Source organism: Actinomycetota bacterium (assembly GCA_030776625.1).
Classification (GTDB): Bacteria; Actinomycetota; CADDZG01; order CADDZG01; family WHSQ01; genus MB1-2.
This window is the reverse complement of the sequence record JALYHL010000004.1, coordinates 149,789-170,447: the sequence shown is the minus strand read 5'-3', so window position 1 is coordinate 170,447 and position 20,659 is coordinate 149,789. Positions and strand designations below refer to the sequence as shown.

At 64.5% G+C, this 20,659-nt stretch carries 18 protein-coding genes and 1 tRNA gene; 18 read left to right on the top strand and 1 reads right to left on the bottom strand.

Annotated features, from left to right (window positions below; all coding sequences use genetic code 11):
• Nucleotides 1-86 precede the first annotated feature (86 nt).
• The 3 genes from M3N53_08400 to M3N53_08390 are packed head-to-tail and all read left to right on the top strand — an operon-like array spanning nt 87 to nt 2,883.
• Nucleotides 87-1,490, top strand: coding sequence for a sugar transferase (locus tag M3N53_08400; protein ID MDP9068347.1), 1,404 nt, complete (start codon nt 87-89; stop codon nt 1,488-1,490).
• The gene (locus tag M3N53_08395) at nt 1,490-1,861 is read left to right on the top strand and encodes a hypothetical protein (GenBank protein MDP9068346.1); all 372 of its coding nucleotides are present in this window, start codon (nt 1,490-1,492) and stop codon (nt 1,859-1,861) included. The genes M3N53_08400 and M3N53_08395 overlap by 1 nt, the downstream gene beginning before the upstream one ends.
• Nucleotides 1,862-1,863: 2 nt before the next feature.
• Complete coding sequence (locus tag M3N53_08390; protein MDP9068345.1) at nt 1,864-2,883, top strand: hypothetical protein; 1,020 nt, start codon at nt 1,864-1,866, stop codon at nt 2,881-2,883.
• Between the two features lie 12 nt (nt 2,884-2,895).
• Here M3N53_08390 and M3N53_08385 read toward each other — a convergent pair.
• A tRNA-Pro gene (locus M3N53_08385) sits at nt 2,896-2,970 on the bottom strand.
• A gap of 307 nt (nt 2,971-3,277) precedes the next feature.
• On the opposite strand from M3N53_08385, the gene tig reads away from it, so the two are divergent.
• The 15 genes from tig (at nt 3,278) to rpmA (ending at nt 20,573) form a co-directional block, all read left to right on the top strand.
• A complete protein-coding gene (gene tig / locus M3N53_08380; GenBank protein MDP9068344.1) occupies nt 3,278-4,609 on the top strand; it encodes a trigger factor in 1,332 nt (443 codons plus the stop codon).
• A gap of 72 nt (nt 4,610-4,681) precedes the next feature.
• Entirely contained in the window at nt 4,682-5,350 is a 669-nt protein-coding gene (gene clpP / locus M3N53_08375) for an ATP-dependent Clp endopeptidase proteolytic subunit ClpP (protein MDP9068343.1), read from the top strand.
• Between the two features lie 12 nt (nt 5,351-5,362).
• Nucleotides 5,363-6,637 carry an ATP-dependent Clp protease ATP-binding subunit ClpX gene (gene clpX, locus M3N53_08370; protein ID MDP9068342.1) on the top strand — a complete coding sequence of 425 codons (1,275 nt, stop codon included), beginning with the start codon at nt 5,363-5,365 and terminating at the stop codon, nt 6,635-6,637.
• 72 nt (nt 6,638-6,709) lie between these two features.
• Nucleotides 6,710-8,296, top strand: a complete 1,587-nt coding sequence (locus M3N53_08365; GenBank protein ID MDP9068341.1) for a DUF3352 domain-containing protein — start codon at nt 6,710-6,712, stop codon at nt 8,294-8,296.
• Nucleotides 8,293-10,908: a valine--tRNA ligase gene (locus M3N53_08360; GenBank protein MDP9068340.1), complete on the top strand. Its 2,616-nt coding sequence runs from the start codon at nt 8,293-8,295 to the stop codon at nt 10,906-10,908. The genes M3N53_08365 and M3N53_08360 overlap by 4 nt, the downstream gene beginning before the upstream one ends.
• Complete coding sequence (locus tag M3N53_08355) at nt 10,909-12,210, top strand: bifunctional folylpolyglutamate synthase/dihydrofolate synthase (protein MDP9068339.1); 1,302 nt, start codon at nt 10,909-10,911, stop codon at nt 12,208-12,210.
• 28 nt (nt 12,211-12,238) lie between these two features.
• Nucleotides 12,239-12,646 (top strand): nucleoside-diphosphate kinase, encoded by a 408-nt coding sequence (gene ndk / locus M3N53_08350; GenBank protein ID MDP9068338.1) that lies wholly within the window; start codon nt 12,239-12,241, stop codon nt 12,644-12,646.
• Nucleotides 12,647-12,743: 97 nt separating this feature from the next.
• Entirely contained in the window at nt 12,744-13,766 is a 1,023-nt protein-coding gene (locus M3N53_08345) for a rod shape-determining protein (GenBank protein ID MDP9068337.1), read from the top strand.
• Between the two features lie 160 nt (nt 13,767-13,926).
• Nucleotides 13,927-14,778, top strand: coding sequence for a rod shape-determining protein MreC (mreC, locus tag M3N53_08340; protein MDP9068336.1), 852 nt, complete (start codon nt 13,927-13,929; stop codon nt 14,776-14,778).
• Between the two features lie 10 nt (nt 14,779-14,788).
• Nucleotides 14,789-15,343 (top strand): rod shape-determining protein MreD, encoded by a 555-nt coding sequence (gene mreD / locus M3N53_08335; protein MDP9068335.1) that lies wholly within the window; start codon nt 14,789-14,791, stop codon nt 15,341-15,343.
• Complete coding sequence (mrdA, locus tag M3N53_08330) at nt 15,340-17,292, top strand: penicillin-binding protein 2 (protein MDP9068334.1); 1,953 nt, start codon at nt 15,340-15,342, stop codon at nt 17,290-17,292. The genes mreD and mrdA overlap by 4 nt, the downstream gene beginning before the upstream one ends.
• Nucleotides 17,292-18,482 carry a rod shape-determining protein RodA gene (gene rodA / locus M3N53_08325; protein MDP9068333.1) on the top strand — a complete coding sequence of 397 codons (1,191 nt, stop codon included), beginning with the start codon at nt 17,292-17,294 and terminating at the stop codon, nt 18,480-18,482. The genes mrdA and rodA overlap by 1 nt, the downstream gene beginning before the upstream one ends.
• Before the next feature lie 7 nt (nt 18,483-18,489).
• Nucleotides 18,490-19,896 carry an Rne/Rng family ribonuclease gene (locus M3N53_08320; GenBank protein MDP9068332.1) on the top strand — a complete coding sequence of 469 codons (1,407 nt, stop codon included), beginning with the start codon at nt 18,490-18,492 and terminating at the stop codon, nt 19,894-19,896.
• A 64-nt stretch (nt 19,897-19,960) separates the two neighbouring features.
• Nucleotides 19,961-20,323, top strand: coding sequence for a 50S ribosomal protein L21 (gene rplU / locus M3N53_08315; GenBank protein ID MDP9068331.1), 363 nt, complete (start codon nt 19,961-19,963; stop codon nt 20,321-20,323).
• Nucleotides 20,313-20,573 (top strand): 50S ribosomal protein L27, encoded by a 261-nt coding sequence (gene rpmA, locus M3N53_08310; GenBank protein ID MDP9068330.1) that lies wholly within the window; start codon nt 20,313-20,315, stop codon nt 20,571-20,573. Before rplU ends, rpmA begins: the two co-directional genes overlap by 11 nt.
• Nucleotides 20,574-20,659: the final 86 nt, after the last annotated feature.

Sequence of the window (20,659 nt, the reverse complement as noted above, 5' to 3'; positions counted from 1 at the left end):
CCGAAGCGAATTCGTAGTCGCGAGGTCACAGCGGGTAGCGAAGTCGCCCGGAACCAGCCTCACCTAGAGAAAGAAGACCCGGGCACATGTCTCCGCCGCACGATCAGTACACGATCCCAGCGCAGCGCACGGTCGCCGGTGTTCCCTGGCTTGGCGGCTGGGCGCGGTGGCTTCCGGTCGCGCTGCCCTCCCTGGGCGACCACCTGATCCTTCTCTCGGCGCTCGTGTTCAGCCGCGTGGCTTTAGGCCGCTTCGAGCCGTCCGTGGCGATGTTTCTTCTCGTTCTGCTTGCCCTGCAGGTACGACCCGAGCTGACGTCCCGGCCCCTCCGCCCCAGTGCCGTAGACGATTCCTCGAACATCTTGCGACGGGCGCTGCTGGCGTTCGGCGCGGTGGCGGCGGTCACGACCCTTACCGGCGTGGGCCGGATCGAAAACGCGTTCCAGACGGGCCTCGTCGTCGCGCCCCTGCTGGTGGCCGGGCGGGCCGCAACCTACGCGGGGGTGAGAGGTCTCAGGGCCACCCGACCGAACAGCACGGTGATCGTCGGGGGCGGCGACGTCGCGCGCCGGATCATCTCGGCCCTGGCGGAGCGCAGGGAATACGGGATGGAAGTGATCGGGGTTGTAGATGACGATCCCAAGCTGGATCCTGGGGCTCTCGGAACTCGGATACTCGGCCGGATCGAAGACCTGAGAACGCTCGTTTCCTCTCATGAGGTACAGAACGTGATCGTTGCCTTCAGCTCACAGCGCGCGGCCGACACGATCCGCGCGGTCCGTGCTGCGGCGGACCAGGGCGCGCATGTCTGGATAGTCCCACGCTTATTCGAGCTCGGCGGCTGCAACCGCACATCGGAGCACCTCTGGGGATACCCCATGTTCAAGGTAGCGTCTCCCGCGCCTTCTCGGCCGGAGTGGATGCTTAAATGCGCCGTCGACAGGCTGGGAGCTGCTTTGGGTCTGTTCCTGTTGGCGCCCGTGTTTGCGGTGATAGCCGCCGCTGTACTCATGGAGTCCGGTCGTCCTCTCTTCTTCAGGCAGCGCCGGATCGGCCGTCACGGTGAGTCGTTCGACCTGCTCAAGTTCCGAACCATGCGGGTGTGTGACGATCTAACGAATCAGACGGAATGGCGGGCGGACACCGCCAGGATCACTCGCGTCGGAGCCTTCCTGCGAGACACCGGCCTGGACGAAGTGCCCCAGCTTCTGAACGTTCTGAGGGGCGACATGTCGTTGGTCGGACCGCGGCCGGAGCGGCCGTTTTTCGCAGAGCGGTTCGGTGAGCTGTACCCCAACTACAACGACCGTCACCGCTTGCCTGCCGGGGTCACAGGGTGGTCACAGATCCACGGCCTGCGCGGCGATACGTCGATCGAGGATCGAGCTGCACTCGACAACTACTACATCGACAACTGGTCCATGTGGCAAGACATCAAGATCATGGTGAAGACGATTCCGACGTTGGCAAAGAAGCAGGAGGTCGAATGATGGACAGACGAACCCGTACCGCGCCGCGCGTCGCTCTCGTGGTGGTTGTTTCGGCGCTAGCCGCCATCCTGTTGGTGAGCATGATGACGGGCACCGCAGTCGCCCAGAAAGACCCTTACGGCAACGGGAAGCCGAAGGTGCTGCCGACCCGGCTCGATCGCGACAAGGGCACTCCGAACGAGGAGCCGACGGTTCGGGGGATCCGGTTCTCCGACGACGGGGCGGAGGCGCTCCCCGCCTCGGAGGCGCAGCCGGGAGTTCTTCCATTCACCGGCGGTGACGTCGCGATCTTCGTCCTGGTGGCGGCGGGCCTGATAGGAGCCGGCTCCGTCGTAACGGCTCGGTCGCGCAGGCAGCGAGACGAGGCTTAAGCATGGTCCTTCCCTCTCCTCAGCGTCCGGGGCGGGGTGCGAGGTTGTTCGTCAAGCGCCTCGGCCTCGTCCCAATGGTGGTGATCGCCGCCTGCGTGGCTGCCGCCGTCTTTCTTGCCGCCACGATTGCGGTCCCGGACCTGGTCCAGAGGGTCGGGAATGGAGCGGCCGCGCTGACCGAGACGGCCTTTGCTCTCACCGACCCGCTGCGCGATCGCGATGAAGCGCTGCCCGGGGGGGCCACTAACTCCGCTTCTGGTGGACCCCAGGATGTGGTGGGCCTGGACGGGCCGATCGAGCCGCTGGTGCTCTCTGGCCGTGTCGATCAAGGCTTGGACTCCGCCGACGGAGACGTGGGCAGCGGAGACGGTCGCGGTGTCACCCTCGGCACCGACGCCGCGCGGCCCGGCGACGGCGGAGCGCGAGGAGACGACGGCGACGGCTCGCGTGGGCCGGTGGATCTCGACGACGACGGGTCGCCGAATGGTGGGGATGAGACCGATGAGGGTGAGGTCGACGAACCGAACGAAGACGAAGACGATGGGGAGACGGACGGAGACGACGACGAAGCGTCGGGCGGAGACGACGACGAAGCGTCGGGCGGTGACGACGACCAAGCGTCCGGCGGAGACGACGAAGAAGAGGGCGAGGGCAGGCCGTCGAAGCCGGGGAAGGCACCGAAGCCGTCCAAGCCTTCGCACGACGAGGATGATGAAGATGACGGCGAGGCAGGGGGCGACGACGAGGCCGAGGAGGAGGATGAGGAGGACCGCGATCAGGCGTCTTCTCCGAAGCCGCCCAAGCAGGTTAAGTCCAGCAGCCAGCAAGCCGCTCCGCCGGAGCCCGTCGACTCGAAGCCGGACAAAGCCGCTCCGCCGGCGCCCGTCGACTCGAAGCCGGACAAAGCCGCTCCGCCGGAGCCCGTTAGCTCGAAGCCGGAGAAAGCCGTTTCACCCAAGCCCGAGAAGGCCCTTCCGCCCGAAACCGCGAAAGCAGAGGAAGACGCGGGCGAGGACGACTGACCCTTCGCAGCGTCGGGGCGGCCGGATTCGAACCGGCGACCTCGTGCTCCCAAAGCACGCGCGCTAACCAAGCTGCGCTACGCCCCGAAGCTGCAAGCATCGCACCCTCCGGCGCGCGGGCCGTCGACATCTGTCATCGGATCAGAATCTGTAGCGGCGTAGACGCGTTACCCTTCGCGTTCGCTACGATAGGAAAGCAAGCAAAGTAGCGGGAACCAGATTGGGAGTCGCGAGCCGCCATCCCCACTTTCGTCCGCCTAGCGCGGTTCGCGGCTCCCAACCTGGCGCTCGGCCACGGCTTGGTCCAAAGAGTCTTCGCTGGCGACAACCGAAACCCTGCCTGCGCGCCGAGCACCTCCTTTCGTACACACCCCGCAGCTAGGATGCGTGACTCATGGCAACGGCCCTCCAGACCACGACCAAACAGCTTGAGAAGGACCGCGTGAAGCTTCGGGTGGAGGTGCCGGAGGCCGCGCTCAAGCCCGCGATGGACGCGGTGTATCGCAAGTGGTCGAACGAGATCCGCATACCCGGCTTCCGGCGCGGAAAGGTCCCGCGCCAGATGATCGATGCGCGCGTCGGCGCCGACACCGTGCGAGAGGAAGCACTGCAAGAGGCGCTGCCGCAGCTCTATCGGGACGCTCTCGATGCCGAGGCTCTGGAGCCCATCGCTCCGCCCGAGATCGACGTCGTCGAGTTCGAAGCTGGATCGCCGTTGATCTTCGAGGCGACCGTCGACATTCGTCCGGAGGTGCAAGTCCCAGACCTCACCGCGATAGAGGTCGAGGCGCCTCCGTCGGAGGTGACGGATGACGACCTGGACGAGCAACTGGAACGCCTTCGGGACCGCTTCGCGGAGCTCGAGTCCGTAGGGCGTGAGGCGCGGCGGGGGGACCACGTGCTGATCGATCTGAAGGGCTATCGGCACGACGAGTTGGTGGAGGGGTTGTCGGCGCCGGACTTCCTCTACGAGGTTGGCTCCCGCGCAGGGCCTCCGAAGCTCGACGAACAGCTCGAAGGCACGCGGCCCGGCGCCATCTTGAAGTTCACCGACCAGGTTCATATCCACCACGGCGACGAGGCGGACCACGATCACTCGAGCACCGACGATGTCTCGTTCACGGTGCTGGTGAAAGAGGTGAAGACCAAGAAGCTGCCGCCGGTTGACGACGAGTTCGCGAAGACCGTCGGCGAGTTCGACTCGCTGGACGACCTTAAAGAGGACGTGCGCGCCCGGTTGGCGACGGTCAAAGAGCGCATGAGCGAGGACGAGCTGAGGACGCGCGCTCTGAACGCCCTGGTCGAGGCAGCCGATCTGACCCCACCGGACAAGCTCGTCGAGAGCGAGTTCGAGCATCGTCTGCAGCATCTGGAGCGCGACCTGCAGCGGGCGGGTCTGACGCTGGATGCTTATGGCGCGCAGGTGCAGCTCACCGAGTTAGAGATCCGCAGAGACGTCCGGGAGCAGGCCTCACGTTCGGTCGTGGCCGAGCTGTTGCTGGAAGAGATCGCGAGACGCGAGGCCATCGATGTCTCGGAAGAGGAACTCGGACGGGAGGTCGCCCTGGCGGCAGCCCAGGCTCAGCGGGACCCGAAGGAAGTGGCTCAGAACCTGGTTGATTCCGGCCGGGTAGGGGCCGTCGCCGCCGATATCATGCGACGGAAAGCCCTTGACTACGTGGTTCGCTCCATCAATGTGACCGGCAGGGTGACCGATGATTCATAGTGGGGGGACGCAGGGGTTGGAATGGAGGGCTCACAGCAGATGAACGACGCTTACCGCAACTACCTCGTTCCCATGGTCGTCGAGCAGACGAGTCGTGGTGAGCGCTCGTTCGACATCTACTCCCGGCTCCTCAAAGAGCGGATCGTTTTCCTCGGGACGCCGGTCGACGACCAGGTCGCGAACCTCATCGTTGCGCAGATGTTGCACCTCGAGTCGGAAGACCCCGACAAAGACATCAGCCTCTACATCAACTCGCCCGGCGGGATGGTCTACGCGGGTATGGCGATCTACGACACGATGCAGTACATCAAGCCCGACGTCTCGACGATCTGCGTCGGGATGGCGATGTCGATGGGCGCGATCCTGCTACTCGGCGGCGCGCAGGGAAAGCGATACTCGCTTCCGAACTCGAAGATCATGATCCACCAAGGATCCGCCGGTTTCTCGGGCACTCCAACCGACATCGAGATCCACGCGAAAGAGGTCCTCTCGCTGCGCAAGCGGATGGCCGAGATCATCGCTGAGCACACCGGCAAGGACTACGAGCAGGTCGAGAAAGACATCGACCGCGACCGCTTCATGACGGCGGAAGACGCCAAGTCGTACGGCATCGTCGACGAGGTCATCAGCAGCCGGTCTCTAGCGGAGAAGAAGGCCGGCAACGGCGCGCTGCTTCCCGGTGAGGTCGGCCGCGTCGCGCGTGAGGTTGAGACTTCTCCGGCAGAGAATCCCGAGGCGTAGGGGGGCTAGATAGTGCCGAAGTTCGGTGACGGCGGCGACCTTTTGAAGTGTTCCTTCTGCGGCAAGTCGCAGAAGCAGGTCAAGAAGTTGATCGCCGGGCCCGGCGTCTACATCTGTGACGAATGCATCGACCTCTGCAACGAGATCATCGAAGAGGAGCTGTCGGAGAGCCCCGAGCTCAAGCTCGAGGACCTGCCGAAGCCGAAAGAGATCTACGAGTTCCTGAACGATTACATCGTCGGTCAGGAGCAAGCGAAGAAGGTTCTTTCGGTCGCGGTCTACAACCACTACAAGCGCATCCAGGTCGGCGCGGCGACCGACGGGGACGTCGAGCTCGCCAAGTCGAACATCGTTCTGCTCGGTCCGACCGGCTGCGGTAAGACGCTTCTCGCCCAGACGCTCGCGCGGATGCTGAACGTGCCGTTCGCGATCGCGGACGCGACCGCGCTCACCGAGGCCGGGTACGTGGGCGAGGACGTCGAGAACATCTTGCTGAAGCTGATCCAAGCGGCGGACTACGACGTGAAGCGCGCCGAGACCGGGATCATCTACATCGACGAGGTCGACAAGATCGCGCGCAAGTCCGAGAACCCGTCGATCACGCGCGACGTTTCGGGTGAGGGCGTGCAACAGGCCCTGTTGAAGATCCTCGAGGGCACCACCGCCAGCGTTCCTCCGCAGGGGGGCCGCAAGCACCCGCACCAGGAGTTCATCCAGATCGACACCACGAACGTCCTCTTCATCTGCGGCGGGGCGTTCGCAGGCCTCGAGCGGATCATCGAGAGCCGGATCGGTCGGAAGGGCGTCGGCTTCGGCGCGGACGTTCGCAAGATGGAGCAGAAGGACCTGGGCACGATCCTCGAACACGTGTTGCCGGAGGATCTGCTGAAGTTCGGGCTGATCCCCGAGTTCATCGGACGGCTCCCGGTCATCACGCACGTGCACAACCTCGACAAGGACGCGTTGGTCGAGATCTTGACGGAGCCCAAGAACGCGCTGATCAAGCAATACAAGAAGTTCTTCGAGTTCGACGGCGTCGAGCTCGACTTCACCATCGACGCGCTGGAGGCCGTGGCCGAGCAATCGATGCTGCGGGGCACCGGCGCTAGAGGGCTGCGCGCGATCCTCGAAGAGGTACTCCTGAACGTGATGTACGACCTGCCGAGCCAAGAGAACATCGGCAAGTGCATCATCAATCGCGAGGTAGTGCTCGAGCGGGTAAACCCGACTCTGGTACCGCGTGCCAAGGAGCGCCCAGAGCGCCCCGCGCGCGAACGCTCTGCCTGAACCACTTCCTCCGCTCCGTTCCTCCTTCCCTCTCCTAGTATCCCTGTGCCCTGATCCCCGAGGAGGTCGCCGATGAAGACGAAGCCATTACTTCTTACGGTTGCAGCGCTGGTCCTCGTCGCGGGTGCGGCAGTCGCTTATGTGCGATTCATGGCTCCCGCCGAGGACGAAGCCATCGGGCTGGTTCCGAAGAGCTCGATCTTGTACGGGAACGTTTTCATTCGACCATCCAACGATCAGAAGATGGCGCTGGACGATCTGCTCCAGAAGTTCCCGGGCGTCGAGAACACCGACGACGCGCTGAACAAGTTGATCGAGCTCTTGGATGAGCAGCTCGGCAAAGAGGGTCTCTCTTACGAAGAAGACATCGAGCCCTGGCTGGGGGATCAGATCGGCGGGTTCATCATGCCGGGCGGACCTCCCGAGCTCCCCAACTTCGGGATCCTGATCGAGAGCAAGGACGACGACGCTCTGAGGGACTTCATCGATCGGGTCCAGCAGGAAGAGGACCCCGAAGCAGAGATAGTCGAGCGCGAATACAAGGGCACGACCTATGAAGTCGTCGATGACCCCGAGGAGCCGGCCGCCTTCGTTTTCCTGGACGGCTTCCTCGTCGGCGGGACTGAAGAAGCGATCAAAGCTTCGATTGATGCCCGTGACGGCGAGTCGCTGCAGGACTCGGAGAAGTTCTTGGACGCCACCGACAGCCTGCGCGATGAGTGGCTCGGGTTGTTCTACGCGGATTCGAATGCGCTGTTGTCGTTGATCGAGCAGGACCCACAGATGACGCCCGAAGACCGGGCGATCTTTGACAACCTTGACTTCGGGGACCTGCCGCCCTGGGCCGGAGTGGCGTACGTCACTTCGGACTCGATCGGCTTCGAGAACTCTGGAGGATCGCCTACCGAAGGTCCGTTCGCCGGGTTCAGCTCCTTCACGGGGCCGGGATTGTTGCTCACTCTTCCGGGGGAGTCTTGGGCGGCGTTCGGGGTTCCCGATGTCGGAGGCCTAGTCACGGAGTCGCTCGAGCTGTTTGCCGACTTCCCAGGCTTCAACCGGGATCAGATCGAATCGGCCTTCACCTCTCAGACGGGCCTCGATCTCGAGGAGGACGTGCTGTCGTGGATGGGTGACGCTGGACTCTTCGTGCAGGGGACGAACCTTCAGGAGCTAGGTGGCGGCTTGGTCGTCGAGTCCAGTGATGCGGACAAGACGAGTGCTCTTCTAGACACGGCTGAACGCATGCTGACGCAGCAAGGTATCCAACCCAGACCCACCTCGGAAGGAGATCTGGAGGGGTTCAGCATGCAGGCTCCGGGGATGCCCGCACCCGTTTACTTTCTCGGTGGCGAACGGCTTGTGATCACTTACGGCCAATCTGCGACCCAGCAGGCGGTCACACCCGAGCAGCCTCTTGCGGAGGCCGAGTCGTTCGTTCGGGCAAGTGACGAGCTTGGATCTGACTTCGATGCAGGTTTCTTCGTCGATGTAGACGCGGCGCAGGCTTTCGCAGAAGCGATGATGAGTTTCAGCGGTCAGATCGATCCCACCTACGAAGAGGAAGTGAGGCCGTACCTCGAGCCGTTCGGCTACATCGTCGCCGGTTCGCGCACCGACGATGATGAGGTCGTGCGGAGATTCGTCATCGGGGTTCCATGACGGCGGAGTTGCCCAAGGCGTATCAGCCCCACGAGATCGAGCGTCGCTGGTACGAGGAGTGGGAGAAACAAGAGCTCTTCCGGGCGGACGCCGAAAGCGCGAAGGACCCGTACACGATCGTCCTTCCACCTCCCAACGTCACGGGTGCCCTCCATATCGGCCATGCCCTGGGACACACGCTGATGGATGCGCTCACGCGGCGCGCGCGGATGCAGGGGAAAGAGGCGCTGTGGCTGCCCGGAACCGACCACGCAGGTATCGCCACGCAGAACGTGGTCGAACGTGAGCTGAAGAAGGAAGGCAGCGACAGGCACGAATTGGGCCGTGACGCCTTCGTCGAACGGGTGTGGGAGTGGAAGCACGAGTACGGGGGCCGGATCCTCGACCAGATGCGTCAGCTGGGAGATGCCTGCGACTGGACGCGCGAGCGCTTCACTATGGACGAGGGGCTGTCGCGCGCCGTGCGTACCGTCTTCGTCCGCTGGTTCGACGACGGGCTGATCTACCGCGGCAACCGGATCATCAACTGGTGCCCCCGGTGCGAGACCGCGCTGTCCGACATCGAGGTCGAGCACGAAGACGTCGCGGGGGAGCTCGTCACGTTTCGCTACGAGCTCGCCGATGGCTCGGGCTCGATCGCCGTGGCGACGACGCGCACGGAAACCATGCTCGGAGATACCGGGATCTTCGTGCACCCCGATGACGAGCGGTATAGCGCTTTCGTCGGGAAGCGCGTCAGGCATCCCTTCTTCCCTGAGCGGGAGCTTCCGATCGTCGCGGATGAAGGGGTCGACCCCGAGTTTGGAACCGGCGCGGTGAAGGGGACGCCCGCCCACGATCCCTTGGACTTTGAGATGGGGGAGCGAAAGGGGCTAGAGAAGATCAACATCTTCGATGGGACCGCGCACGTGAACGACAACGGCGGCAGGTTCGCGGGGCTCGATCGTTACGAGGCGCGGCGCGATGTTCTAGAGGAGCTGGATGCGCTCGGTCTCGTCGACGCAGTCGAGCGCCCATACGTCCACTCGGTTGGACACTGCTATCGCTGCCACACCGAGGTGGAGCCGTGGCTGTCGCTGCAGTGGTTCGTCCGCATGGAGCCGCTGGCGAAGCCGGCGATGGAGGTCGTCGAGCAAGGTCGCATCCGATTCGAGCCAAAGCGGTTCGGGAAGTCCTACATGGACTGGGTCGCGAGCATCCGTGACTGGTGCATCTCGCGCCAGATCTGGTGGGGGCACCGGATCCCGATCTGGTACTGCGACGAGTGTGACGCGGTGTTCGCCTCGTTGGAAGATCCCGACGCCTGCGTCGCGTGCGCGTCCCGCGACATCCACCAGGACCCGGACGTACTGGACACGTGGTTCTCATCGCAGTTGTGGCCGTTCTCGACACTCGGATGGCCCGACGAAACGCCCGACCTGAGCTTCTTCTATCCCACGTCCGTAATGGTCACCGGCTACGAGATCTTGTACCTGTGGGTCGCGCGGATGGTGATGTCGGGCCTCTACTTCATGAACGACGTCCCGTTCCGCGACGTGTTCATCCACGGGATCGTGCGGGACGGAGCCGGAAAGAAGATGTCGAAATCGCTGGGCAACGTGATCGACCCGCTCGACATGATCTCTCGCTACGGCGCCGACGCCCTCCGTTTCTCCCTCGCGTTCGCTTCTATCCCGGGCAACGACATGAAGGTGTCGGAGGAGCGCATCCAGGACTCTCGGAACTTCGCGAACAAGCTCTGGAACGCCTCGCGCTTCGTGCTCACGTCGCTGGGGGATGAGCGTCCGGAGCTGGGCGACGCGGACTCGCTGGCGACCGAGGACCGCTGGATCCTGTCGCGGCTGGACCACACCCTGACGAAGGTCGAGGCCCAGCTCCACGAGTACAACTTCGGTGAGGCGATGCGCGACCTCTATCGCTTCGTCTGGAGTGAGTTCTGTGACTGGTACATCGAGCTTTCCAAGCTGCGGCCGGACGCGGCTGCTCCCGTCCTCGTACACGTCCTGGACCGGATCCTGCGGGTGCTCCACCCGGTGATGCCGTTCATCACAGAGGAGCTGTGGCAGCGTCTGCGGCCGGGCACCGGTTCGATCATGCTCGCAGAGTGGCCGGCTCCGGCTGGCGTGCACGACCTGGTCGTGGAGGGGCAGGTCGAGCGTGTCCAAGATGTGGTCACGACCATCCGCCGGCTGAAGATCGAGCACGGCATTCCGCAGGGAAAGCGCGTGTCGGTGACGATCGCCGCCGGCGAGTTCGCGGGGGAGCTGGACGCGATGTCTGCCGCGATCATGGCACTCGCTCGACTGGAGGACCTTGCACTCGTCGGCCAGCCCCCATCTGCGGGCGGTACGGCGCGAGCGGTCACCATGAGCGGCATCGAGATCTTCGTTGCCCTCGGGGACGCAGTCGATCTGGAGCTGGAGCGCAAGCGTCTGCGCGACAGGCTGGTCGAGGTGGAGGCGGAGATCCGGCGCGCCGACGGCAAGCTGCGGAATGAGTCCTTCGTGGCGAAGGCACCGGAAGCGGTGGTGGCTAAGGAGCGAGCGAAGCTGGAAGAGCACCAGCAGAACCGCCTCAAGCTACGGTCGCAGCTCGAAACGCTGGGAGGCTGAATGGCATACGCGGACGCCGAGGCGCATCTGAACGCGCTCGGGATCGACGCCATGAAGTCGATGGCCCCGTCGCTCCACCGGATCGAGGCGCTTCTGGACTCGCTCGACCACCCGGAGAGACGTCTCCCCTCCATCCACGTGACCGGCACCAACGGAAAGACCTCGGTCGCGAGGATCGCGTCGTCGTTGCTGACGGCGACGGGTTTGAAGGTCGGCATCTACACGTCGCCGCACTTGACCTCGATGACCGAACGGATTGCCCTGAACGGAGAGCCCGTCAGCGAGGATGCCTTCGGCGACGTATTCGGTCACCTCTCGCCGTATCTCAGCGGGACGGAGGAACGTCTCGGCGAGCGGCTGACCTATTTCGAGGTCATGACCGCGCTCTTCTTCCTGTGGGCCGCCGATACTCCGGTGGACGTCGCCGTCGTCGAGGTGGGGCTGGGTGGGTTGTGGGACGCGACGAACGTCATCGAGTCCGAGGTTGCGGTCATCACGAACATCGGGCTGGATCACACCGAGCTTCTGGGTGATCGCGCCTCGATAGCAAAAGAGAAGTCAGGCATCATCAAGGGAGGTAGCGCCGTCGTCGTCGGCGAACGCGATCCGTCGATGCTGGCGATCATCAGCGATGCCGCAACCGATAACGAGCTCTCTGTGCTGGACCGCGACTTCTCGGTGATCGAGAACAAGCTCGCGTTCGGCGGCCGCTATCTCTCGCTCGCCACCAGCAGCCGCTCCTATCACGGACTGTTCCTGCCTCTGCACGGCAGCCATCAAGGGATCAACGGCCTGATCGCGCTCGAAGCCGTCGGCTCCTTCCTTCCGCCTGGGAGCTTGGACGACCAGGTGGTGGCGGAGGGCTTCGCAAGCGTCGCGGCTCCAGGGCGTCTGGAGCCGATCAAGACGGGCCGCGAAGACGGGATCCCCGTCATCCTGGACGTCGCGCACAACCCGGAGGGTGTCTCCGCGCTCGTGACGAGTCTGGCGGAGGCCTTCGCCTACGAGCGCGTCGTGTTCGTCGTCGGCATCCTGGTCGACAAGGATCATCGCGGGATGATCGCGGAGATGACGCGGGTGCCGAGCTCGATCATCTTCACCGAGCCGCGCATCGCGCGCGCGGCTCCCACCAAGACCCTCGAGGCCGCTGCGGCCGAGATCGGCTGCCCCGCGACCTCCGCCCCGGATGTGGAACGCGCCCTGGCCGCCGCGTTCGCCGAGGCCGGGAGCAACGACCTCGTCTGCATCACCGGGTCGCATTACGTCGTGGGGGAGGCGAGGGGCCACCTGCTACGGTCCTGACGCACCCGATCAGGAGGTAGGTCTACTAATGCCCGACAACCAGCAGACGTTCATCATGGTCAAGCCCGACGGGGTTCGCCGCCGCCTTGTCGGAGAGGTGATCGCGCGGATCGAGGCCAAGGGTTACGACATCCGCGAGATGAGGCTCTTCACGATCGACGAGACGTTGGCCAAGAAGCACTACGCGGAGCACGTGGAACGGCCGTTCTTCGGCGAGCTGGTCAGCTTCATCACCTCCGGCCCCGTCGTTGCGATGGTCGTCGAAGGTCCGGACGCGGTGGCGGGCATGCGCCAGCTCATGGGAGCGACCAACCCGCTGGAGGCGACGCCGGGATCGATCCGCGGCGACCTCGCCACGGCGATCGGCGAGAACATCGTGCATGGCTCGGACTCGCCGGCGTCGGCCGAACGAGAGGTGAACCTCTTCTTCGGCTAAGAGAGGCGTCCGACCCCTTCCCCCTGAGGCTGCGGAAGGCTAGGCTTCTCCTTCCACACGTGCAACATGAAGCCTCAGGAGCAACTGCATGAGCAACATGTTCCAGCTGATCGGCAGGGACATGGCGGTCGACCTCGGCACGGCCAACACGCTCGTGTACGTGCGCGGCCGCGGCATCGTCTTGAACGAGCCGTCCGTCGTCGCGATCAATACCAAGACCGGCGCGATCCTGGCCGTCGGGACCGAAGCGAAACGGATGATCGGTCGAACTCCGGCGCACATCGTTCCGATCCGCCCTCTGAAGGACGGGGTGATCGCGGACTTCGACGTCACCGAGAAGATGCTTCGCTACTTCATCCAGAAGGTGCACCGGCGCACGTTCCTCGCAAAGCCTCGCGTCGTGGTGTGCGTGCCGTCCGGGATCACCGGTGTCGAACAGCGAGCGGTTGAAGAAGCCACGATCTCGGCAGGAGCGCGAAGCGCTTTCATCATCGAAGAGCCGATGGCCGCAGCGATCGGGGCCGGGCTCCCGGTGCACGAACCGACCGGCAACATGATCGTCGACATCGGCGGAGGGACGACCGAGGTGGCCGTCATCTCACTCGGTGGCATCGTCACGAGCCAGTCGATCCGCATCGGGGGCGACGAGCTCGACGAGGCGATCATCAACTACATCAAGAAGGAGTACTCACTGATGCTCGGTGAGCGCACCGCAGAGGAGATAAAGATCGCGATCGCGTCGGCCTTTCCGATCCCCGAGGAGCGACAGGCGGAGATCCGCGGGCGCGATCTGGTCTCGGGCTTGCCGAAGACGATCGTCGTTTCCGCAGAGGAGGTTCGAAGGGCGATCGAGGAGCCCGTGAACGCGATCGTCGACGCGGTCAAGAACACGCTCGACAAGACGCCCCCCGAGCTTGCGGCCGACATCATGGACAAGGGGATCGTGCTGGCCGGCGGCGGCGCGCTGTTGCACGGCCTCGACGAGCGTCTGAAGCACGAGACCGGGATGCCGATACACCTGGCTGAGGACCCTCTGATAGCCGTCGCGATCGGCTCGGGCAAGTGCCTGGAGGAGTTCGAGGCGCTGAAGCGGGTCCTGATCTCGAACACGCGCCACTAGCGCACCAGCCCGCGCATCTTCGCAGGTCAAAGCCGTTTTTGGCGTGCTTTTCGCGCCTGGGTGGGGTTACAGTGAGCCGACAGGGTGGCCGGATGTTCGCAGTCGTGAACGGACGCCGCCCGCCAGGTTTCTTGCGACGGCGAAGAGGTTTGCTATAGGCATGTACCGCCGAACCGGGCGAGGGCGGCTACTACTGCTCGCCTTCCTCGCCCTGTCGATACTCGTGATAACGCTCGATTTCCGCCAGGATGCCGGCGGACCTCTCGACCGGGCCAAGGACGTGTCGAGCGCCATAGTCACGCCGATCCAGCGCGGGATCACGGCGATCTTGGAGCCGATCGGTGGCTTCTTCTCGTCGCTATCGGATCTGTCGAACCTGCGGGAGCAGAACGTCGCTCTTCGCAACCAGGTCGAGGAGATGGAGCAGCGCGTGACCGAGGCGGATTCGATCCTGTCCGAGAATGAGCGACTGCTCGAGCTACAGGGTCTGGACGAGTCGTACCCCACGATGGAGCGGGTATCGGCGCGCGTCATCGGGCGCCCGCCGGCGAACTACAAGTGGGCGGTCACGATCGACAGAGGCACGTCGGATGGGATCAGGGTCGACATGGCGGTGATCGACCCGGAAGGTTTGGTCGGCAAGATCATCCGGGCGCATCAGGACACCGCCATCGTGCTTCTGCTGATCGATCCGGAAGCGAACGCGAAGGCGCGCATCAAAGGCGAGGCGTTCGCCGGAGCGGTTGGCGGCAACGGAGCCAACGAGATGCTGTCTCTCGCTTTCGTCGATACGGACGCGGACGTCGAGGTCGGCGATGAGGTAGTCACTGCGGGCTACGATCAGGGGATCTTTCCGCCTTCGATCCCGATCGGGACCGTGGCCACGGTCGCGAACGACGATGCTGCGCTCGAGCAAGAGATCACCGTTGATCCATACGTCGACTTCGCCACCCTGGACTTCGTCCAGGTCATCACAGAGACCGGTGACAAGACACGCGCGAGGAAAGACTGAGGTGGCGGCCGTGAGCGATCGGCCACGGGCCCCGCACCTCTTCGCAGATGTGGGAGTGGGACGGGTGCTGGCGATGGCCCTCGTGGTGCTGGTCGCTGTCGCGCTGCAATCAACGTTGCTCGCGCGGGTGACCCTTCGGGGCGTCATCCCACAGCTGGTGCTGATAGCGGTCGTCAGCCTCGCTTATCTAGACGGCTCCCGCGTCGGTGTCGTGATCGGTTTCGCCGGCGGCCTGCTGCAGGATCTGCTGCTGCCAGAATCGGTCATCGGCTTGACGGCGTTCGTCTACACGCTCATCGGCTACGGCGTCGGGTCGCTGCGACAGTTCGCTCCTACCGGGTCGGTGTGGTCGCCAGTGGTGGCGGTGGCCGTGGCGTCCGCGGTGGCGGAGTTCGCCTACGCCGGGTTAGCCGTCATCTTGGGTCAGCAATGGGTGAGCTTCCGCTTCACCGCGAAGGTGACGGGGCTGGTGGTGCTGTATGACACCCTCCTCACGCCGTTCGCCTTCCCGCTGTTGGAGCGCGTTGCCGCGAGGTTCCGCCCCGAGAAGGTGTATCGCTGGTGAATGCACAGCGCCACTCCACCGGTGGCATCGACAGGACTTTGCTCCGTCTCGCCGTGTTCGCGATCTTGATCGTCGCCGGCTTCGTCGCGCTGTTCTCTCGTCTGTGGTTCCTGCAGGTCCTCGCGTCCGAGAGTTACCGGACGCTCGCCAAGGAGAACCGTGTCCGCTTCGTGCACACCGAGCCGCCTCGGGGTCGGATCCTCGACCGCGACGGGGTGGTGCTGGTGGCCAATCGTTCGTCCCACGCCGTGACCGTCGATCGCCAGGTCCTCGAGCGGCCGCGCCAGAGACGGCGCGTGCTGCGCCAGATCAGCGAGCTGACCGGCGAGAAGCTGGCGCACATCAACGCCCGTCTTAGAGACATCACGGTCTCGCCGTACAAGCCAGTCACTGTCGCTACCGACGTTCCTGACCGCGCCCTGTACCGGATCCTCGAGAACGGGGAGGACTTCCCGGGAGTGGAGATAGCGAAGGTGCCGGTGCGGGAATACCCACAGGGGAAGCTCGCCGCCCACCTCCTCGGGTACGTCGGTGAGATCGACGAAGCGGGTCTGGCGTCGGACCATTTCCTAGGTGCGCGCCCCGCTTACGCCGCAGGCGACATCGTCGGGAAGGCCGGGCTGGAATACAGCTACGACCGCTGGCTGCGTGGGCAACCCGGAGTCCTCAAGGTCGTCGTCAACTCGGTCGGCGAGGTCATCGGGACGCGGCCAAAGACGCCTGAGACGCCGGGTCAGGACCTGGTGCTCTCGCTGGATGTGGATATCCAACGAGCCGCTGAGGCCGCGTTGAGGGCCGGAGTCAGAACGGGCAAAGCCTCCGCGGGAGCGGTAACCGTGATGGATCCGAAGACCGGCGGCGTCGTCGCCATGGCCAGCTGGCCCACCTATGACCCGACGATGCTGGCCGACGGCATCACGAGGGGCGAGTTCAAGCAGCTGAACGATCCGGAGAGGCCCGCCTTCTTCAACAGGGCACTGCAGGGGGAGCGGTCTCCAGGCTCAACGTTCAAGGTGGTGACCGCGGGTGCCGCTCTCGCTAACGACGTGGTCGGGCCGTTCGACACGGTCGAGTGTCCCGGGGCCGCGACGTATCCTCCGGGCTCGCCGTCCGGCAGCGTCACCTTCCACAACTGGACGTCCGCGTACAACGGCTTCATCGGGTTCCCCCGGTCGCTCGAGATCTCGTGTGACACCTTCTATTACGAGCTGGGGTGGCGGCTGGAGACCGCGTTCGGCGCCAGCTCTGGCGGTGACGGGAGCGAGAGGTTCCAGAAGTACATGCGCCTCGCGGGCTTCGGCCACGAGACCGGCATCGACCTTCCCAACGAGGCGGATGGACGCGTCCCCGATGCGAAATGGTGCAAGGAGAACGCCGACCTGGGTTACTGCCCCGATGGCTGGGTGCCGGGCTACACGATCAACATGTCGATCGGCCAAGGTGACCTCGTTGTAACGCCGTTGCAGATGGCCACGACGTACTCCGCGTTGGCTAACGGCGGCAAGGTGCTTGAGCCGCGTGTCGGCGACTACCTCACCCGCGGCTTGGATGAGAGAGAGCACGAGGTGACGCGCCAGATCGACACTAAGGTGGCTGCAGAGCTGCCGCTGGACGTGACTGAGATGGGAGTCATCAACGACGGCCTCGTCGACGTCATCACCGGCGGGTCGGGTACTGCTCGAGGCGCCTTCGCGGGGTTCCCGCTCGACCGCTTTCCGTTGGCAGGCAAGACCGGTACCGCGCAGATCGGTGAGACCGACGACAACGACGCCTGGTTCGTGTCGACGGGGCCGATGGATGATCCGCGCTACGTGATCTCGGTCTACCTGGAGGAGACGTTCGGACACGGCGGGGAGGTCGCCGCGCCGATAGCGCGGCAGGTGTGGGAAGAGATCTTCGGCATTGATGACGACACCGATGTCCGGCTCGGGCAGGACTTCTCGCGCTGATGAGAAGCGGTTACGCGTCCGACGGTTTCTTCGGCGAAGCGGTCGACCGCATCGGGCGCGAACCGATCGGCGCGCGGATGGCGCGCAAAGCTCCGATCCGGCACCTGGATCCGACGCTTCTGCTCGTGACCCTGATCCTCGCCGCGTTCGGCGCCGTGATGGTGTTCTCGGTGACCGTGCATGGTCAGGAGGCGGGGGGGCTGGATCCGCGGTTGTTCCTGAAGCGGCAGATCGCCTATGCGATCGTTGGACTGATCTTGCTCGGGGCGTTGAGCTCCTTCGACTACCGCCGGCTTCGCACGTTCGCACCCTTCATCTACGGCACCACCTTGATCGGTCTCGTGCTCGTGCTGACGCCGCTGGGGGACGCGTCCAAAGGCGCGAGCCGCTGGATCGACTTCGGGGCTTTCCAGGCCCAACCCTCGGAGTTGGCGAAGGTGGCGGTCATCATCACGATCGCTGCGGTGTTCGCTGAAAGGAAGGGCGAGCTTCGTGCCCGGGACGTTGTTGCTGCGATCGTTCTCGTTGCCGTTCCCGCTGTCCTGATCTTCATGGAGCCGGACCTCGGAACGATGATGGTGTTCGTTGCCCTCGCCGCCGCCCTGTTGCTCGTCGGCGGCGCGAAGGTGCGACACCTCCTGGCCCTTGCAGTGCTCGCCATGGCCGGGCTCGTGGCCATCCTCCAGATGGACATCCTTCAGGACTATCAGAAAGACCGCATCACGTCGTTCCTCGACCCGTCACCTGATATCCGTTCCTACGGGTACAACCTCACGCAGTCGAAGATCGCGATCGGGTCCGGGGGCTTCAGGGGTAAGGGGCTAGAGAGTGAGAACACGCAGACGGGCCTCGACTTCGTCCCCGAACAGCACACTGACTTCATCTTCACTGCCGTAGGGGAGCAGCTCGGGTTCTTGGGGTCGGCGACTTTGCTGGTGCTGTTCGCTTTGTTGATCTGGCGGGCGCTCCGGATCGCGGCGATGTCGCGAGACATGTTTGGAACGCTGTTGGCGACAGGTGTCGCCGCTCTCTGGGCCTTCCAGTTGTTCGTTAACGTAGGGATGACGATGGGGATCATGCCGATCACCGGCATCCCGCTGCCGTTTATCTCGTATGGAGGCTCCAGCTTGATCACGAACTTCGCCGCAGTTGCGCTCTTGATGAACGTCCATATGAGGCGATTCCTGTGAGCGCTCGATGAGCGAAGCCGCACCTCGCCGGCGGGAGAAGGCGGGTGACGTTTTGGGAGACGACGTCGCTTCCGCTCCCGCGGTGAAGGAGACGCCGGAAGGGAAGACCTCGGCCCCCCCGGCGCGGCGACGCCGGAGAAGAAGTCCTCGTCGCAAGAGCAGCTCGAAGTCCGCTCCCGCGAACCGCGTGATGTTGGTTCATGCGGACCCGCACGGGACGCAGATCGCGGTGCTCGAGGACGACGCGATCGTCGAGCACTACGTGGCGCGAGCCGATGACCGGTCACTGGCGGGCAACGTCTACCTCGGACGCGTCCAGAACGTGCTTCCGGGGATGGAGGCCTCGTTCGTCGACATCGGCGAGAGCCGCAACGGCGTCTTATATGCGGGCGAGGTCGGATTAGCGGGCGACGAAGGAGATGACACCCCTCGAATCGAGACGGTGCTGAAGTCGGGGCAGCCGATCCTCGTCCAGGTGACGAAGGATCCGATGCGCGCCAAGGGTGCGCGGCTGACGGCCCTGATCTCGATCGCCGGACGCCACCTCGTCCTGGTGCCGCGCGCGAAGTCGCTGGGCGTCTCGCGGAGGTTGCCGGACTCCGAACGCACACGCTTGCGCGACCTCGCACAGGTCTTGCGCCCCGAGGAACACGGGCTGATCGTGCGAACGGCGGCCGAGGGTGTGTCGCGCGAGGACCTACAGCGGGATCTGGCCAGGCTCGTCGAGATCTGGGACGAGATCGAGAGAAAAGCAGACAAGGCGAGTGCTCCGGCGCTGATCTACAGCGAGCCCGAGCTCGAGCTGCGCGTCATCCGTGATCTGTTCAACCGCGACGTCTCGCGCTGCATCGTCGACGAGGCCAAGTTGGAGTCGACGCTGCGCGACTACGTCCGCGCGACGTCGCCGGACCTCGACCACAGGCTCGAGCTCTACCAGGGCGACCTTCCGATCTTCGAAGAGTTCCGGGTCCTCGAGCAGATCCGCAAGTCACTCGACCGCCGGGTCTGGCTCCCGTCCGGCGGGCACCTCGTCATCGACCGGACGGAGGCCATGACCGTTGTGGATGTGAACACCGGTAAGTTCGTCGGGAAGTCAAACCTCGAAGAGACCGTTTTCCGCACGAACAAGGAGGCCGCCGTCGAAGTCGCGCGGCAGCTCAGGTTGAGGGATATCGGCGGGATCATCGTCATCGACTTCATAGACATGGAGGTCTCGGAGAACCGTGACGAGGTGCTGCGAATGTTCCGCGGCGAGCTGGAGCGCGACAAGACCCGAACCCACGTCTTCGAGATTTCGCCGCTCGGCTTGGTTCAGATGACTCGCAAGAACGTGTCGGCGGGCATCGTCGAGGCGTTCTCCGACCCCTGCCCCGCCTGTGAGGGCCGCGGCATCCTCGTCCACGACGTCGATTAGCGCTCCCTTTGGTATCCTCGTGAGCCGGCTCCCACTCGGGGGCCGGACCTCACAGGGAGACGGTATGTACGCAATCATCCGCGCGGGCGGCAAGCAGCACAAGGTCGCCAAGGGCGACGTCATCGAGATCGAGAAGCTGCGCGAGGGCACCGAAACGATCGACTTTGTGCCGCTGTTGATCGTCGACGACAAGGGCAAGACCCGCTCCGCGAAGAAGGACCTGGGCGCCGCCCGCGTGACCGGCACCGTCGTCGGTGAAACGAAGGGGCCCAAGGTCGAGGTCTTCAAGTACCGCAACAAGACCGGCTACCGCCGCCACGCCGGGCACCGTCAGAAGTACACGACGATCGAGATCTCCGACATCAAGTTGACCGCGGGCCGCGGCAAGAAGGCATCCGCCGAGGAGGGAACCACCGATGGCGCATAAGAAAGGTGCAGCGTCCTCCCGCAACGGGCGCGACTCCGAGTCCAAGAGGCTGGGCGTCAAGGCGTACGGGGGCCAGCAGGTCAAAGCTGGCGCGATCATCATCCGCCAGCGCGGCACCCGCGTGCACCCGGGCCTCAACGTCGGCAAGGGCGGCGACGACACCCTGTTCGCAACGGCCTCCGGGACCGTGACCTTCCACCGCCTCCGCGGCCGCCGCGTAGTAAGCATCACCCCCGCCCCCTCCGAATAACTCCCTTCCGACCCAACCACTCCTGCCCCCCGGGGCCGCGCCGTCGCGCAGACCGGGGAGGAGGGCCGGGTCGGGTTCCGGAGGGG